The following is an 18142-nucleotide window of genomic DNA, read 5'->3' on the forward strand; positions in this document are numbered from 1 at the left end:
CCGGTAGGCACTTAAGCTGAAACTCCTCTACGCGCTAGAGGGATGATCGGTTGAATTTCGGCGGCCGATCACCGCCGCCTCGTCGGACCTTCGGGCCGACTCCGGTCGATGGACTTCCTCCCCGTCCATCGAGCCATATTCTGCATTCGATGTGAAGTCCTGGGGGGGATCATGATCACACTCGTGCATACCTGCGTGCCCGTCCACAGTGGAGCCGACACCGCTCCCTGAGATGGCACAGCCAATGATCATCGAACGTTTCGCAGCCGTCGCGTCCGATCGACCCGACCGGCCGGCGATCCTCGGCGAGGCCCACGAGGTCGACTACGCCGCACTGACCGGGGCCGCCGGCGGCCACGCCGCCGCGCTCACCGCCGCCGGCCTGCGCCCCGGCGACCGGGTGGCCCTGCTCACCGGGCACGGCGCGCCGACCGTCGCCGCCATCCTCGGCGCCCTCGCCGCCGGTGGCGCGTACGTGCCGCTGGACCCGGGGTTCCCCGTCGCCCGACTACGGCACATGCTCGCCGCCGCCGACGTACGCGTCATCGCCTGCGCCGCCGCGCACCGGGAACTGGCCGAGCGGCTGCGCGCCGACCGGCCCGACACCCCGGTCGTCGTCCTCGACGGCACCGCGCCCGCCCCGCTGCGACCCGTGCCCCTCGACCCGGACGCCCCGGCGTACGTGCTCTTCACCTCCGGCTCCACCGGCGTGCCGAAGGCGGTCGCGCAGACCCACCGCAACCTGCTGCACGTGGTGGACAACCAGATCCGCGCCCTGTCCATCGGTCCGGACGACCGGCTCAGCCTGCTCGCCTCGTTCAGCTTCGACGCCGCCATCCCCGACCTGTGGCCCGCGCTGCTCACCGGCGCCGCCGTCGTCCCCGTCGACCTGCGCCGGCACGGGCTGGCGTACGCGGTCGAGCAACTCGCCCGGCACCGGGTCACCGTCTACCACTCCACCCCGACGGTCTACCGCTTCCTGCTCGACACCCTCGGCCCGCGCCGGCTGGACTCCGTGCGGGTGGTGCTGCTCGGCGGTGAACAGGCCACCCACGCCGACGCCGCCCGCGGCGTCGGCCGCTTCGCCCCGGACTGCGTCCTGGTCAACGGCTACGGCGCCACCGAGATGACCTTCGCCGCCCGGTACGCCCTGCCGCTCGACCAGGCCGACCCCACCGCCACCGGCCCGCTGCCGATCGGCGCGGCGCTGCCCGGGTACGAGCTGCGCCTGGCGCCCGGCAGCGACGAGATCGTGGTGCGCGGCCACCACCTCGCCCCGGGCTACCTCGGCCGGCACAGCGACCGGTTCGGTGTGGACCCCGACGGCGTCCCCACCTACGCCACCGGCGACCTCGGCGCCCGGCTGCCCGGCGGCGAGCTGGTCTGCCTCGGCCGGCTCGACCGGCAGGTCAAGGTCCGGGGCTTCCGGGTCGAGCTGACCGAGATCGAGGCGGTCCTCGCCCGGCAGCCCGGTGTCGCCGCCGTCCGCGCCGTCGCCCGCGACGGGGAGCTGCTGGCGTACGCGACCCCGGCCGGCGGGCCGCCCGACCCGGCGGCGCTGCGCGCCGCGCTGGCCCGGGAACTGCCGGAGTACGCGCTGCCGCGCGCGGTCGTCGTGCTCGACGCCTTCCCGCTCACCGTCACCGGCAAGGTCGACGAGCGCGCACTGCCCGACCCGGCGCACGACGTCGCCCCGGACCAGGAACCGGCCACGCCGACCGAGCGGGCGCTGCACGACATCTGGTGCGCCGTGCTCGGCCGTGCAGCGGTCGGTCGCGAGGAGAGCTTCTTCGACGCCGGTGGGCAGTCCCTGCTGCTCGGCCAGGTCCAGCAGCGCATCGCCGAGCGGTTCGGGGTGACCCTGCCGATGGTCCGGCTGTTCGGTCATCCGACGGTGGCGGCGCAGGCCCGGCTGCTCGACACGGCGACCACCGTGGACGTCGCGCCCACCCTGCCCGCGCCGGCCGCCCCGTCGGCCCCCGCCCGCGAGTACACCGGCGACGAGATCGCGGTGGTCGGCCTGGCCGGGCGCTTCCCCGGCGCCCCCGACGTGGCCACCTTCTGGTGGAACATCTGCGCCGGGGTGGACTCCGTGCACGACCACACCGACGAGGAGTTGGCCGCGCTCGGCATCGGGCCGGGCCTGCGCGCCGACCCCCGGCACGTCCGGGCCGCCGGCCGGCTCGACGGGGTCACCGACTTCGACGCCGAGTTCTTCCACATGGCGGCCGAGGAGGCCGCCCGCACCGATCCGCAGCACCGGCTGTTCCTGGAGACCGCGTGGGAGGCGCTGGAGGACGCCGGGCACGACCCGTCCCGCTTCTCCGGGCTGATCGGCGTCTACTCGGCCACCTCCGCCAACCGGTACTTCCTCTTCCACCTGCTGGACAACCCGGCCGTGGTCGGCGAGGTGGATCCGGACGACTGGGAGGCCCGGCTGATCGGGCGGCAGTTCACCGACCACCTGCCCGGCCAGGTCGCCTACCGACTGGGGTTGACCGGGCCGGCCGTCGCCGTGCAGAGCGCCTGCTCCAGTTCGCTCGTCGCGGTCTGCCTGGCCGCCCAGAGCCTCGCCGACTACCAGTGCGACATCGCCCTCGCCGGCGGGGTCAACGTCACCTGGCCGCGTTACCGGGCCGGTGGCCTGGCCTCCCCGGACGGTCGCTGCCGCGCCTTCGACGAGGCCGCCAACGGCTCCGGGTTCGGCTCCGGAGTGGGTGTGGTCGCGCTGCGCCGCCTCGCCGACGCCCAGGCCGACGGCGATCGGATCCACGCCGTGCTGCCCGGCTGGGCGGTCACCAACGACGGCGCCGACCGGGCCGGCTACGCCGTGCCCGGCCCCGCCGGCCAGGCCGCCGCCGTCGCGAACGCGCTGGCCGCCGCCGAGGTCGCCCCCGGCGAGGTCCGCTTCATCGAGGCCCACGGCAGCGGCACCCCGCTCGGTGACGCCATCGAGGTGGCCGCGCTGCACGAGGTGTACGGCGGTGCCGCGCCCGCCGAATCCTGCGCGCTCGGCTCGGTCAAGACCAACATCGGCCACCTCGACGCCGGGGCCGGCATCGCCGGGCTGATCAAGGCGGTGCTCGCCGTCCGGCACGGGGTGATCCCGCCGAACCTGCACTTCACCCGTCCGCACCCGGAGATCGACCTCGTCGGCGGGCCCTTCTACGTGCCCACCAAGACCCGCGACTGGCCGGAGGGGCCGCGCCGGGTCGCCGGGGTCAGCTCCTTCGGCGTCGGCGGCACGAACGCCCACGTCGTCGTCGAGCAGCCGCCGCCGGCCGAGCCGGTGGACGCGGTGGACGCGCCCGCGTACCTGCTGCCCGTCTCGGCGCGGACCCCGGCGGCGCTGCGGGCGGCGCTGACCCGGCTGCGGCAGCACCTCGCCGGGGCCGCCCCGGCGCTGCCCGAGGTGGCCGCCACCCTCGCCCTGGGCCGACGCGCCTTCGGCTGCCGCGCGGCCGTGGTGGCGGCCGACCCGGCCGGCGCCGTCGCCGCGCTGGACGAGCTGCTCGCCACCGATGCCCGCCTGGCCGGCGACCCCGGCGAGCTGCACGAGCTGGCGGCGTCCTGGATCGCCGGCCGGGACGTGGACTGGACGGCGCAGCACCCCGAGGGCGCGGTCCGGCGCACCGGACTGCCCACCTACCCGTTCCAGCGCCAGCGGTACTGGATCGACCCCCCTCAGAAAGGCACGCGGTGAACTGGTTCCTCTCCGCCGGCCGCCGCGACCCGGCGCCGGTGCAGCTGTTCTGCCTGCCCTACGCCGGCGGCGGCGCGAGCGTCTTCCGGCACTGGCAGGACGGGCTCGGCACGGACGTCGAGGTGCTGCCGGTGCAGCTGCCGGGGCGGGAGAACCGGATCAGCGAGGACCCGGAGTTCCGGGTGGACGACGTCGCCTCCGCCATCGCCCACCGGGTCCGCGGCCCGTACGCGATCTACGGCCACTCGATGGGCGGCCGGGTCGGCTTCGAGGTGGTCCGCGAGCTGCGCCGAGCCGGCCGCCCGCTGCCGCTGCGGCTCTACGTCGGCGGCGCCCGCGCCCCGCACGTGACCGCGCCCAGCCTCTTCGACGGGCTGTCCCGGGTGGACGACGAGGAGCTGCTGCGTCGCCTCGGCGCGGGTGGTGGCCTGCCGGCCGAGCTGCTGGCGCACCCCGAGCTGGTCGAGCTGCTGCTGCCGTTGCTGCGCGCCGACTTCGGCCGGGTGGACAGCTACCGCTACACCCCGGGCGAGCCGCTGCCGGTGCCGATCGTGGCGTTCAGCGGCCGGCACGACCGCGCCGTCACCCGCGAGCACAGCGACGCCTGGCGTGAGCACACCGCCGCCGGCTTCACCCTGCGGGAGATCGACGGTGGGCACTTCTTCCTCACCGACCGGCTCCCCGAACTGCTCGCCGCGATCCGCGCCGACCTCGACGAGGCCGCATCCGTCGACACGGGATCGGCCGCCGCCGCCGGCCCGGCCGCGTCCGCCGGTCGAGGGGCCGGTGTCGCCGGCCCGGCGGGCGGGCACCGGGTGCCGCTCGGCGACACCGGGTGGTCGGTGTGGCGGGACGCCATCCTGCGTACCACCGGCTTCCCCGCCGACGGCCTGACCATGCTGGCCGCCCCACAGGCCGCGGCGGCCGCCGACGAGCTGCTCGCCACCGGCGACGGCGCGGAGCGCTTCGACAAGGAGTTCGCCGAGGCGTTGACGGCGTCCGGGCGGCGGATCACCGAGCTGGCCGCCGATCCGCTGCTGCGCGAGGCGGTCACCTGGCAGAACCGGGACGCCCTGGTCGCGCTCGACGGCCTGGCGCGCGGCGGCCCCGACCCGGCCCGCAACGTGCGGCGGCGCGACCGCGAGCGCGCCCTGCTGAAGTACTGGCAGCGGTACTGCGGGAAGAACGAGACGGTCGGCTTCTTCGGCCCGAGCTGCTGGGTCACCCTCGACCCGGCGCGTCCGGAGACCGCCGACGTACGCCCCGGCCCGGCCCTGACCCGGCGCCGCTGGGTGTGGTTCGAGTCGTGGGCGCTCAGCGCCTACGCCGACCGGATCGGCGCGGACCCGGCGGTGCGCGTCTGGTGGGCGCCGATGCTCTGCCCGCAGCTGAGCCTCGCCGACCGCACGCTGCGCCGGCCGGGCCGGCCGCCGGTGCCGCTCACCCCGGTCGAGGCGGCGCTGCTGGCCGCCGTCGACGGCCGCCGCCCGGCCCGCGAGCTGGTCGTCGACCCGGCGATCGGGCTGCGCCGGGCGGAGGACGGCTACGCGCTGCTGGACCGCCTGGTCGAGCGCGAGCTGATCACCTGGGACGCGGCGCTGCCGGTCAGCCCGGCCGCGGAGGACGTGCTGCGCCGGCGGATCGAGGCGATCGGCGACGAGCCCACCCGGCGGGACGCCCGCGCCGGCTTCGACCGGCTCTGCGCCGCCCGCGACGCGGTGGCCGCCGCGGCCGGCGACCCGGAGCGGCTGCGCGCCGCCCTGGACACGCTCGACGCGACCTTCACCGAGCTGACCGGGCAGCCCCCGCGCCGCCGCGCCGGCCAGATGTACGCCGGACGCACCCTCTGCTACGAGGACACCAGCCGGGACCTCGACGTGGTCTTCGGCAAGCCGCTGCTGGACCGGATCGCCGCCCCGCTCGCGGTGCTGCTCCAGGCGGCCCGCTGGCTGGTCGACGCGCTGGAGCGGGCGTACGACGCGGCGTTCCGGGAGCTGCACGACGAGCTGCGCGCCGAGGCGGGCGACGCCCCGGTGGCCCTGTCCGACCTGTGGTACCTGGCGCAGGGCATGTTCTGGGGCGACGGGCCCCGACCGGTCGACGCCGTCGCCGCCGAGTTCGCCGACCGGTGGGCCGGGCTGTTCGGCCTCGCCACGCTGCCGCCCGGCACGACCGAGGTCCGGCTGTCCGTGGCCGACCTGGCCGCCCGCGTCGCCGAGGTCTTCCCGGCCGCGCGGCCGGCCTGGCCCAACGCCCGGCTGCACAGCCCGGACCTGCAGATCTGCGCCACCGACGTGGAGGCGCTGGCGCGCGGCGAGTACACCGTGGTCCTCGGTGAGCTGCACGCCGCCTGGGCGTCCTTCGACTGTCAGGTCTTCACCCCGTCGCACCCCGACGTGGGCCGGCTGCGCGACGCGCTCACCGAGGATCTCGGCGAGCGGCGGATCCGGCTGCTCCTCCCGCCCGAATGGCCCCGGCGCACCAGCCGGGTCGCCGAGGCGCTGACCGGGCCGACCGACCGGCAGTTGGCCTTCGCGCCGTCGTCCGGCGCCGACCCGGACCGGGTGCTGCCCACCGTCGACCTGACCGTCACCGAGTCCGACGGCCGGCTGGTCGCCACCGCCCCGGACGGTCAGCGCTGGACGCTGACCGAGGTTTTCTCCCCGCTGCTCAGCGCGCACGCCGTCGACGGGTTCAAGCTGGTCGCCGCCGCGCCGTACACGCCCCGGATCACGCTCGGCGAGATGGTGGTGGCGCGGCAGACCTGGCGTACCACGGTCGGCGCGAGCGGGCTCGCCGCCGTCACCGACGAGCGGGACCGGTTCCTCGCCGTCCGGGACTGGCGTCGCCGCCTCGGCCTGCCCGAGCAGGTGTACGTCAAGTTCGGCACCGAGACCAAGCCCTGCTTCGTGGACCTGAGCAGCCCCGCGTTCAGCGCCATGTTCTGCGCCATGGTGCGGGCCGCCCGCACCGACGGCGGTGACGACGCCTCGCTGCTGGTCAGCGAGATGCTGCCCACGGCGCGGGACGCCTGGGTGCCCGACGCGGCTGGCCGGCGCTACTTCAGCGAGCTGCGGCTGCACATCGTCGACGCCGACGAGCGGGAGGCCCTCCGATGAGTCACCTGATCCCGCTCGGCGACACCGGCTGGTCGGTGTGGCGCGACGTCGTGCTGCGTACCGCCGGTTTCCCGGCGGCCGGGCTGGCCGCCTTCGCCGCGCCCGAGGCGGCGGACGCCGCGGACGCCCTGCTGGCCGGCGAGGGCGCCGCCGAGGTGTTCGAGAAGGCCTTCGCGGCGGCGCTGGGCGACGGCTCCGCGGTGGCCGGCGAGATCGCCGCCGACCCGCTGCTGCGCGAGGCGGTCACCTGGCAGAACCCGGAGATGCTGATCGCGCTGGACGGCCTGCTGCGCACCGATCCGACGGTGCGCAACGTGCGGCGGCGCAAGCGTGAGCTGAGCCTGCTGCGCTACTGGCAGCGCTACTGCGGCAAGGCCGAGACGATCGGCTTCTTCGGCCCGGTCTGCTGGGGCCGGCTCGACCCCGACGCGCCGGCCACCCGGCTGCGGCCCGGCCCGGCGCTGGTGTCCCGGCGCGAGGTCCACTTCGAGGCGTGGGCGCTGATCGCGTACGCCGACCGGCTCGCCGACGACCCGGCGGTACGCCGCTGGTGGGCGCCGACGCTGCCACCGCACCTGAGCCTCTCCGACCGGCGGGTCACCCGGCCGCTGCTGCCCCCGACCGAGCTGACCGCCGTGGAGGCCCGGCTGCTGGCCGCCTGCGACGGACGCACCCCCGCCGTGACCCTCGTGCAGCGGCTGCTGGCCGCCGGGGACACGGGGCTGCGCAGCGCCGACGACGCCTACCTGCTGCTCGACCGCCTGGTCGACCGGAGCCTGCTGACCTGGGACGCCGGCCTGCCGGTCAGCCCGGAGGCCGAGCGCGTGCTCGCCGAGCGCATCGACGCCATCGGCGACGCGCCGGTCCGCGCCGAGGCGGCGGCCGCCTTCGGCCGGCTGCGCGCGGCCCGCGACGCGGTGGCCGCGGCGGCCGGCGACCCGGACCGGCTCGGCGCCGCGCTGGCCGCGTTGAACGCCGAGTTCACCGCCGTCACCGGCCGCCCCGCCACCCGCCAGGCCGGGCAGATGTACGCCGGTCGCACGGTGCTCTACGAGGAGACCGCCCGCGACCTGGACTTCACGGTCGGCTCCCGGGTGCTGGACGCGCTGGCCGAGCCGCTGGCGATCGTGCTGACGGCCGCGCGGTGGCTGACCACCGAGGTCGGCGCCGCCGGTGAGCGGCTCTTCGCGGACCTGCACGCCGAGCTGCGGGGCGACGGGCCGGTGCGGCTGGCCGACGTCTGGGCCCTGGCCCAGGGGCTGCTGCTCGCCCCGGACGGCCCGATCGCCCGGGCCGGCGCCGGGCTCACCGCCCGCTGGGCCGAGCTGATCGGCCTGGACGCGGTGACGCCCGGGCAGACCGAGCTGCGGCTGCGCAGCGCCGACCTGGCCGAGCGGGCCCGTGTCCTGTTCGCCGCCGACCGTCCCGGCTGGCCGTCCGCCCGCATCCACAGCCCCGACGTGCAGATCGCCGCCAGCGGGCTGGACGCGCTCAACCGGGGTGACTTCCTGCTGGTGCTCGGCGAGTTGCACCCGGCGTACGTGCCGTTCGACAGCGCGGTGCTGACCCCGTTCCACCCCGACCAGCCGGCGCTGCGGGCCGCGCTGGACGCCGAACTCGGCCCGGCCCGGGCCCGGGTGCTCTACCCGGAGAGCTTCCCGCGGATGACCACCCGCATCACGTACGCCCTCAACGGTCCCCGGGACCGGCAGTTCGGCATCGACACGGCCCGGGGCGCCGACGTCGACCGGCTGGTCCGCTCCACCGAGGCGCTGGTGGAGAACGACGGCGACCAGTGGACCGCGGTGCTGCCCGACGGCACCCGCTGGCCGTTGATGGAGATCTTCGCCAACCTGCTCGGCGCGATGCTGCTGGACAGCTTCAAGCTCCTCGCGCCGGCCCCGCACACCCCCCGGATCACCATCGACCGGCTGGTCGTGGCCCGGCGGACCTGGCGGACGACGGTCAGCCGGACCGGCCTGGCCGGCGTCACCGGCGAGGCCGAGCGATTCCTCGCCGTACGCCGGTGGCGGGCGGGCCTCGGGCTGCCCGAGCGGGTGTTCGTCAAGGTGGGCACCGAGATCAAGCCCTGCTACGTCGACCTCACCGCCCCGCTGCACGCCCAGTCCCTCTGCGCCATGGTCGACGCCGCCGCGAAGAGCGGCCCCGACGTCACCGTGACCGTCAGCGAGCTGCTGCCGGACCCGGCGGACGCCTGGGTGACCGACGCGCAGGGGCGCGGCTACGTCAGCGAGCTGCGGATGCAGATCACCGATCCAGTCAGCTACCGGGGAGAGCACGGGTGACCGACATCCTGTCCATCAGCACCGCCGTCGGCCCGCAGTTGTCCTGGCCGGACGGGACACTGGGCGAGCTGATCGCCGCCCAGGCCGCCCGCACCCCGGACGCGGTCGCCGTCCGCCAGTGGGACGACCGGCTCACCTACGCCGAGCTGGTCGGTCAGGCGGCCGGGGTGGCCGCCGCGCTGCGGGCCCGGGGCGTCGGCCGGCACACCCGGGTCGGGGTCTGCGGCCGACGCCGACCCCGGCTGGTCGTCGACGTCCTCGGGGTGCTCCTCGCGGGTGGCTGCTACGTGCCGGTGGAACCGGACGGCCCCCGCGAGCGGCTGCGTGAGATCCTCGCCGACGCGGGGGTGTCGCTGCTGGTCGGCGACGCCGCGGCCGAGCTGGCCGAGGCGGCCGATCTGCCGGGCGTCGAGGTGGTCGAGTCGGCGGGCCCGGCCCCGCTGGCGCCCTGCCCGGCCCGGCCCGGTGACCCCGCGTACGTGCTGTTCACCTCCGGCTCCACCGGCCGGCCCAAGGGGGTGCTGAACTCCCACCGCAACCTGGTCGAGTTCGTCACCGGCTGCGCGGCGGTCAGCGACGCCGATGCGGGGGTGCGCAGCCTCGGCATCGCCTCGCTCGGCTTCGACGTCTCCGTCATGGACCTCTTCCTGCCGCTGCTGCTCGGCGGGGCGGTGCAGCTGGTCGGCGCCGAGGACCGGGCGGACCCGGTCCGGCTCGCCCGGTTCATCGCCGCGCACGAGGTGAACTGGGGTTTCATCACCCCGATCGTGCTGTCCCTGCTGGACCCGGCCGACGTGCCGGGCTGGCGTACGGTGTTCTGCGGTGGCGAGGCGGTCCCCGCCGAGCTGGCCGCCCGCTGGGCGCCGGGGCGGCGCTTCCTCAACGGCTACGGCCCGACCGAGACCACCGTGCTGGCGCTCACCGGCGAGCTGACCGGCGCCGAGAGCGATCCGGTGCCGATCGGCCTGCCGCTGCCCAACCACCGGGCGTTCGTCGTCGACGCCGAGCTGCGCGCGGTGCCGCCGGGGGAGACCGGCGAGCTGCTGATCGGCGGTCCCGGCCTGGCCGACGGCTACCTCCACCGGCCCGGCCTGACCGCCGAGCGGTTCGTCCCCGACCCGTTCTCCGGCCTGCCCGGCGAGCGGCTGTACCGCACCGGTGACCTGGTCCGGCAGGCGCCCGACGGGCGGATCGTCTACCTCGGGCGCGCCGACCGGCAGGTGAAGGTCCGGGGCCAGCGCATCGAGCTGGGCGAGGTCGAGGCCGTGCTGGCCGGCGCCCCCGGCGTCGACCGGGTCGCCGTCGAGGCGGTGTCCGGGCCGGCCGGCACCGAGCTGGTCGCGGTCCTCACCCCGGCCGACGCGCCGGACGACGAGACGATCCGGGGGTACGCCCGGGCGCGGCTGACCGCCGCGATGCTGCCGGCCCGGCTGCTGCGCCGCGACGACCTGCCGGTCAGCCCGGTCACCGGCAAGCTGGACCGGCCGGCGCTGCGCGCCCTGGCCCAGGCCGCGCTGAGCACCGGCCCCGACGAGTCGACCGGCCCGGCCGACCCGGTGACGCGGACGGTGACCCGGATCTGGGCGCGGCTGCTCGGCGCGGTCCCCGGACCGGACACCGACTTCCTCGCCGCGGGCGGCAACTCCATCGCCGCGATGCGCCTGGTCGCCGCGCTCCGCGCCGAGCTGGGCCGGCACGTCGACACCCGGGACGTGCTCACCGGGCGCACCCTCGGCGGCCTGGTCGCCCGGCTGCGTACCGCCGCCCCGGCCGAGGCCGAGGAACTCAGCACCGGCAACCCGCCCACCCTCTCCCCGCCGCAGCGCCGGCTCTGGTTCGTCGACCAGCTCGCCCCGTCCAGCGCCCCGTACAACATTGCCGTCGCGCACCGGCTGAGCGGCCCGCTGGACATCGCCGCGCTGGGCGTGGCGCTGCGGGCCGTCGCCGAGCGGCACGACGTGCTCCGCTGGCGGATCCCGCAGACCGCCGGGGTGCCGTACGCGGTCTGCGAGGAACCCACCGACGTGGCCGTGCCGGTGGTCGACCTGACCGGCAGCGCCGACGCCGAGGCGGAACTGGCCGGGATGCTCGCCGCGGGCGCCGCGCACGCCTTCGACCTGGCCACCGGGCCGCCCTGGCAGGTGACCGTCTACCGGCTCGGCGCCGAGGCGCACGTGCTGGCGATGACCCTGCACCACGCGGTCTTCGACGGCTGGTCCGAGGCGGTCCTCTACGACGACCTCGCCGCCGCGTACGCCGCGGCCGTCACCGGCGTGCCCCCGACGCTGCCGCCGCTGGCCGCCACGTACGCCGACTACGCGGTGTGGCGGGCCGAGCGGGACCGCCGCCGGGGCGCGGCGGACCTCACCTGGTGGACCGAGCACCTGCGCGGCGTGCCCACCGTGCTGGAGCTGCCCCGCGACCGGCCCCGCCCGGCGGTGCAGACCTACGCCGGCGCCGAGGCGGCGGTCACCCTCTCCGCGGCCGCCGACCGGGCGGTCCGCGCCCTGGCCGCCCGGCGCGGCACCACCGTCGCCACGGTGCTGCTCGCCGGCTTCGGTGAGCTGCTGCGCCGGCTCACCGGCGGCGACGACCACGTGGTCGGGGCGATCGTCGCCGACCGCCGGGTGGCCGCCTTCGACGACGTGGTGGGCTTCTTCATCGACACCGTGCCGGTGCGGCTGCGCACCGGCGGGGCCGGCTTCGGTGAGCTGGTCGACCGGTGCGCCGCCGAGCTGCACGAGGTCACCGCCCACCCGGGCGCACCGCTGGAGCGCGTCGTGGAGGCCCTCGGCGTCGGCCGGGACACCTCCCGCGCGCCGCTGGTGCAGGTGCTGTTCAACGTGCTCAACTTCGCCGCGCCCCGGCTGACGCTGACCGGGCTGACCGGCGCGCCGGTCCCGGTGCCCAAGCCCGGCTCGCCCTTCGACATCACCGTCTACGTGGTCGAGTCCGACGGCCGCCTCGGCGTCGAGGTGGTGCACAACCCGGACCTGTTCGACGCCGACCGGATCGACGCGCTCCTGGCCGACCTGGCCGAGCTGGTCGGCGCGCTCGCGGCCGAGGAGGACGCGCCGGCCGACACGGTCGCCGCCGCGCTGCCCCGGCCCACCGTACGGACGGCGCAGCTCGGCGCGATGACCGTGGCCGCCGCCGAGCCGCCCCGCACCCCGCTGCCGGCCGGCCCGGGCGGGCTGACCGACACCGAGGAGCTGATCGCCGGGATCTGGCGTGAGGTCCTCGAACGCGACCAGGTCGGGGTCACCGACAACTTCTTCGACATCGGCGGGCACTCCCTGGCGCTGGCCGCGGTGCACGCCCGGCTCACCGCCGCCACCGGCCGGTCGATCACGATGCTCGACCTCTTCCGCCACCCCACCATCCGGGCGCTCGCCGCCAACCTCGACGGCGCCGCCGACCGGCCGGAGCTGGCCCGCGCCGCGCTGCGGGCCGCCGCCCGGCGCAGTCGTACCCGCCGCAACCCACCCCGCCGCCCCGGCGGCACCGCGTGACTAAGGACAGCCTCATGAGCAACCCGACCGACATCGACCTGCCTGCCGACGACGGCATCGAGCCCATCGCGATCGTCGGGCTGGCCGCCCGCCTGCCCGGCGCGGCGGACGTGAACGAGTTCTGGCGCAATCTGGTCGACGGGGTCGAGTCGGTCACCGAACTGACCCGGGAGGAGCAGTTGGCCCGCGGCGCCACCGCCGAGGAGGTCGACGACCCCGGCTGGGTCAACCGGGCCCCGCTCGTCGACGGGTACGACGAGTTCGACGCGGGTCTGTTCGGGATGACCGCCCGGGAGGCGGAGATCACCGACCCGCAGCACCGGCTGTTCCTGGAGAGCTGCCACACCGCCCTGCAGGACGCCGGCTACGACCCGGCCCGCTACGACGGCGCGGTCGGCGTGTACGCCGGCACCGGCGGCAACACCTACCTGCACCGGTACGTGCTGCGCAACAGGCGCGTCGGCGGCGGCCCGCACAGTGCGGTCTCCATCGCCAGCGGCAACTCGCCGAACTACGTCGCCACCAACGTGTCGTACCGGCTGGACCTGCGCGGGCCGAGCCTGACCGTGCACACCGCCTGCTCCACCTCGCTGGTCGCGTTCCACCTGGCCTGTGAGGCGCTGCGCAACGGCGAGTGCGACATGGCCCTCGCCGGTGGCGTCAACATCGAGCTGCCGCACGTCGGCTACCTGGGCATGGACGGCTTCACCTCGCCCGACGGCCGGTGCCGCCCGTTCGACGCCGCCGCCAACGGCACGGTCTGGGGCAGCGGCGTGGGCGTCACCCTGCTCAAGCGCCTCTCCGACGCGATCGCCGACGGCGACGCGATCCGCGCCGTGGTGCTCGGCAACGCCATCAACAACGACGGCGCCGGGAAGGTCGGCTTCACCGCCCCCAGCGTCGACGGGCAGGTGGAGGCGATCGCCCAGGCGGTCGGCATGGCCGGGATCGACCCGCGCACCATCAGCTACGTCGAGGCGCACGGCACCGGCACCGCGATGGGCGACCCGATCGAGGTCACCGCGCTGTCCACCGTCTACGCCAAGGACACCGACGACCGGGGCTGGTGCGGCATCGGCTCGGTGAAGTCGAACATCGGCCACCTCAGTCAGCCCTCCGGCATCGTCAGCGTGATCAAGACGGTGCTGGCGATGGAGCACGGCCTGATCCCGCCGACCATCAACTACGAGACCCCGAACCCGGCGATCGACTTCGCCGACACCCCGTTCTACGTGGCGAACACCCTGACCAAGTGGGACACCGACGGCACGCCCCGCCGCGCCGGGGTCAGCTCGTTCGGCATCGGCGGCACCAACGCGCACGTGGTGCTCGAGGAGGCGCCGGCGGCGTACCGGGAGCGGCGGGTCCGCCCGGCGCAGCTGCTGCACGTCTCGGCGAGGACCGCCGGCGCGCTGGAGACGGCGGTGCGGCAGCTCGCCGAGCATCTGGAGTCCGTCACCGACCGGGGGCCGGAGCACCTCGCGGACGTCGCGCACACCCTGCGCGTCGGCCGCCAGCAGTACCCGCACCGGGTCGCCGTGGTCGCCACCGACCTGCCCGACGCGGTCGCCGCGCTGCGCACCAAGCGTCGCCGGCAGGCCGGCGTGGTCGAGGGCGCGGCGCCCCGGCAGGCGTTCCTCTTCTCCGGCCAGGGCTCCCAGTACGCGGGTATGGGCGCGCAGCTCTACGCCGAGGAGCCGGGCTTCGCCGCCGCCGTGGACGAGTGCGCCGAGCTGCTCCGCCCCGAACTGGGCCTGGACATCCGTGACCTGATCCTCGGCCGCGACCCCGAGGCGGGCGAGAAGCTCACCGAGACCCGCTACACCCAGCCCGCCCTCTTCGTCGTCGAGTACGCCCTGGCCGCGTTCTGGCGGTCCGCCGGCGTGCGGCCGGCCGCGATGATCGGCCACTCGATCGGCGAGTACGTCGCCGCGACGGTGGCCGGGGTGCTGAGCCTGCCGGACGCCCTGCGGGTGGTCGCCGCCCGGGGCCGGCTGATGCAGTCCGTCGCGCCGGGGTCGATGCTCGCCGTGCCGCTGGACGAGTCGGTGGTGGCCGAGCGGCTGCCCGAGGGGGTCGCGGTCGCCACCGTCAACGGCCCGGGCACCTGCGTCGTGGCGGGCCCGAGCGACGCGGTCGCCGCGTTCGCGCAGACGCTGGACGTCAAGGCCAAGGCGTTGCGCACCTCGCACGCCTTCCACTCGCCGATGATGGAGCCGATCCTGGCCGAGTTCACCGCCCTGATGGGCACGGTGACGCTGCGGCCGCCGACGGTGCCGTTCCTGTCCAACGTGACCGGCACCTGGATCACCGACGAGCAGGCCACCGACCCGGGGTACTGGGCGGCGCACCTGCGCCGGCCGGTGCGCTTCGGCGACTGCGTGGCGACCCTGCTCGCCGAGGGCACCTGGTCGCTGGTGGAGTGCGGCCCGGGCCGGCAGCTGGCGAACCTGGCCCGGATGCAGGTCGCCAAGGCGTCCGAGACGCAGCGCAAGCTCGTCCCGCTGGGCAGCCTGCCCGGCCCGGGCGAGCCCACCGGCGACCTCGCCACCCTGCTCGGCACGGCCGCGGCGCTTTGGTGCGCCGGCGTTCCGGTGCGGCTGGGCTCCGACCCGGACGCCCGGCGGGTGCCGCTGCCGACGTACCCCTTCGAGCGTCGCCGCTACTGGGTGGACCCGGACCCGCAGGAGCAGGTGGCCGTGGCGCCGGTCGAGACCGGCCCGCGCCCGCTGCCGGAGTGGTTCGCGGTGCCGGTCTGGCGGCAGGCCGCCGCCGAGCCGCGGACCGCGCCGCTCGGCCGCTGCCTGGTCCTCGCCGACGGTCCGCGCGGCGACGCGCTGGTCGCGGCGCTGCGGGCCGCCGGCGCCGAGCCGACCGTGGTACGCCCCGGCGACGGCTTCGCCGCCGTCGACGACGGCTACCGGCTGCGCCCCGGCGTCCGGGAGGACCACGACGCGCTGGTGGCCGCCCTCGGCGCCGACCTGCCGGACCGGCTGGTGCACGCCCTCGCCCTTGACGGCGAGCCGGCCGACGCCGACCTCGCGGCCGCGTGGGCCGCCCAGGACCGGGGCTTCTTCAGCGCCCTGCACCTGGTGCAGGCGCTCGCCGGCGCCGGGCTGACCGCCGAGGAGCGCACCCTCACCCTCGACCTGGTCACCTCCGGCATCGGTGACGTCACCGGCGCCGACCTGCTCCGCCCCGAGCACGCCACCCTCGCCGGCCTGGCCCGGGTGCTCCCGGTCGAACTGCCCGGGCTGGCCGTCCGGCTGCTCGACGCCGACCCGGCCACGTCCGACGTGGATGCGGTGGTGGCCGAACTGGGCCGCCCGGTCGACCCGCAGCGGGCCGAGCTGGCGTTGCGCGGGCGGCGCCGCTGGGTGACCGGCTACGAGCAGGTGACCGTGGACGCCGAGGCCGGGCCGGGCCCGCTGCGCGAGGGCGGCCGGTACGTCATCACCGGTGGCCTCGGCGGCATCGGCGTCACCCTCGCCGAGGACTTCGCCCGCCGGGTGCGGGCGAAGCTGGTGCTGCTGGCCCGCTCCGGCCTGCCGCCGCGCGAGGAGTGGGACCAGCACCTCGCCGTGCACGGCGGCGCCGACCGGGCCGGCCGGGCGATCGCGGCGATCCGCCGGATGGAGGCCGCCGGCGCGTCCGTGCTGGTCCTCGCCGCCGACGTCACCGACCCGGCCGACCTGCGCCGGGTGCGGCAGGCCGCCGAGGAGCGGTTCGGCGGGATCGACGGCATCGTGCACGCCGCCGGCCTGCCCGGTGGCGGCATGGCCGAGGTGAAGGAGCGGGCCGAGGCGGAGCGGGTGCTCGCCCCGAAGCTCACCGGCACCCTCGCCCTGGCCCGGGTCTTCGGTGACCTGCCGATGGACTTCGTGGCGCTCTGCTCCTCGATCACCTCGGTGATCGGCGGGTTCGGCCAGGTCGACTACTGCGCGGCCAACGCCTTCCTCGACGCGTACGCCCGCTCCGGGGCGGGTTTCCGGGCCCCGGTGGTGTCGCAGAACTGGGGCGGCTGGGCCGAGGTCGGGATGGCCGTGGAGACCGACTCGCCGGCCGGTTTCCGGGCCGCCGGTCGGGACACCGTGACCAGCGCGGTGGACCACCCGGTGCTCACCACCAAGGTCGTCGGCGCGGACGGCACCGTCCTGCACGGCCTGGTCTCCGCCGACACCCACTGGCTGCTCGACGAGCACCGCATCGGCGGGGTGCCGGTGGTGCCCGGCACCGCCCACCTGGAGTCGGTGCGCGCCGCCGTCGTCGCCGCGCTGCCCGCCCCGGCCGCCGACGCGGCGGTCGAGCTGCGCGACGTGGTCTTCCTGGAGCCGTTCTCGGTGCCGGACGGCACCGTCGCCCAGTACCGGGTCGAGCTGACCCCCACCGACGAAGGGGTCGACTTCACGGTGCGCAGCCTCGCCGCGGGCACGACGCGCACCCACGTGCGCGGCGCGGCCGGCTGGACCACCGAGCCCGCCCCGCCGACCCGGGTGCCGGCGGTCACCGGCCGCCGGGTCGACGACGACGCGTCGTTCGGCCGGGGCCGCACCAGCATGCTCACCTTCGGTCCACGGTGGCACGCGCTGGCCGAGCACCACCTGGGCGAGGGGGAGGAACTGGCGCACGTCGTCGCTCCCGCCGAGGTGGCCGCCGACCTGTCCGCCTGGGGGCTGCACCCGGCGCTGCTGGACGTGGCCACCGCGTTCGGCCGTGGCCAGGGCGAGGGCACCTACCTGCCGCTGTCGTACGGGCGGATCGTGGTGCGCGGGCCGCTGCCGGCGCAGTTCCACAGTCACCTGCGGCACCGGACCGGGGCGAGCGTCGAGGTGGTCGCCGCCGACCTGTCGTTGACCGACGCGCAGGGCCGCGAACTCGTCGCGATCGGCGACTTCGTGCTGCGCCGGGTCGACCAGGGCGCGGTCACCGGGGGACTGGCCACCGCCGCCACCGCCGAGGAGAGCGCCCCGGCCGGCGACGCGGTGAGCGAGGACATCCGCCCGGTCGACGGGGCCGAGGCGTTCCGGCGGAGCCTGAGCGCCGGTCTCGGCGCCCAGGTGGTCATCACCACCCGCACCGTCGAGGACATCCGTCACAGGTCGTCCCGGGTCACCACCAGCGGCCTGGAGTCCGACGGCGAGCCGGCCGTGGCCGTCCCGGTCACCGCCGCCGGCTCCTCCGCCGCGCCGCGCACCGAGCTGGAGAGCACCATCGCCGAGGTCTGGCGGGACGGCCTGGGCGTGACCGAGGTCGGCGTCGACGACGACTTCTTCGCCCTCGGCGGCAACTCCCTGGTCGCGGTGCAGCTGATCGCCGCGATGCGCAAGGCGACCGGGGTGCGGCTGCCGATGCGCAGCCTCTTCGAGACCCCGACCGTGGCCGGGCTGGCCGCCCGGATCGAGGAGCTGCGCGCCGCCGCCCCCGCCGACGCCCCGGCCGCCCCGGCCACCGTTGCCGCCATCCCGCGGCTGCCCCGCGCCTGACGTCGAGATACAGGAGTGA

5 protein-coding genes are annotated in these 18142 nt (G+C 76.3%); all 5 read left to right on the forward strand.

Annotated elements, in window-relative coordinates; genetic code table 11:
- Positions 1–244: 244 nt before the first annotated feature.
- From ACPFP2_RS16120 to ACPFP2_RS16140, 5 genes are read left to right on the forward strand one after another with little or no spacing between them, the layout of a single operon-like run.
- The gene (locus ACPFP2_RS16120; RefSeq protein WP_424089981.1) at positions 245–3703 is read left to right on the forward strand and encodes an AMP-binding protein; all 3459 of its coding nucleotides are present in this window, start codon (positions 245–247) and stop codon (positions 3701–3703) included.
- Positions 3700–6822: a thioesterase domain-containing protein gene (locus ACPFP2_RS16125; RefSeq protein ID WP_424089982.1), complete on the forward strand. Its 3123-nt coding sequence runs from the start codon at positions 3700–3702 to the stop codon at positions 6820–6822. The genes ACPFP2_RS16120 and ACPFP2_RS16125 overlap by 4 nt, the downstream gene beginning before the upstream one ends.
- Complete coding sequence (locus ACPFP2_RS16130) at positions 6819–9128, forward strand: lantibiotic dehydratase (RefSeq protein ID WP_424089983.1); 2310 nt, start codon at positions 6819–6821, stop codon at positions 9126–9128. The genes ACPFP2_RS16125 and ACPFP2_RS16130 overlap by 4 nt, the downstream gene beginning before the upstream one ends.
- Positions 9125–12640, forward strand: a complete 3516-nt coding sequence (locus ACPFP2_RS16135) for an amino acid adenylation domain-containing protein (RefSeq protein WP_424089984.1) — start codon at positions 9125–9127, stop codon at positions 12638–12640. Before ACPFP2_RS16130 ends, ACPFP2_RS16135 begins: the two co-directional genes overlap by 4 nt.
- Before the next feature lie 14 nt (positions 12641–12654).
- The gene (locus tag ACPFP2_RS16140) at positions 12655–18123 is read left to right on the forward strand and encodes an SDR family NAD(P)-dependent oxidoreductase (protein ID WP_424089985.1); all 5469 of its coding nucleotides are present in this window, start codon (positions 12655–12657) and stop codon (positions 18121–18123) included.
- Positions 18124–18142: the final 19 nt, after the last annotated feature.

The organism is Micromonospora citrea, assembly GCF_049629545.1.
Taxonomy (GTDB): domain Bacteria; phylum Actinomycetota; class Actinomycetes; order Mycobacteriales; family Micromonosporaceae; genus Micromonospora; species Micromonospora citrea_A.

Coding starts and splice junctions, on each gene's coding strand:
- ACPFP2_RS16130 (WP_424089983.1), top strand. CDS start 6,819: ATGAGTCACCTGATCCCGCTCGGCGACACCGGCTGGTCGGTGTGGCGC.
- ACPFP2_RS16120 (WP_424089981.1), top strand. CDS start 245: ATGATCATCGAACGTTTCGCAGCCGTCGCGTCCGATCGACCCGACCGG.
- ACPFP2_RS16140 (WP_424089985.1), top strand. CDS start 12,655: ATGAGCAACCCGACCGACATCGACCTGCCTGCCGACGACGGCATCGAG.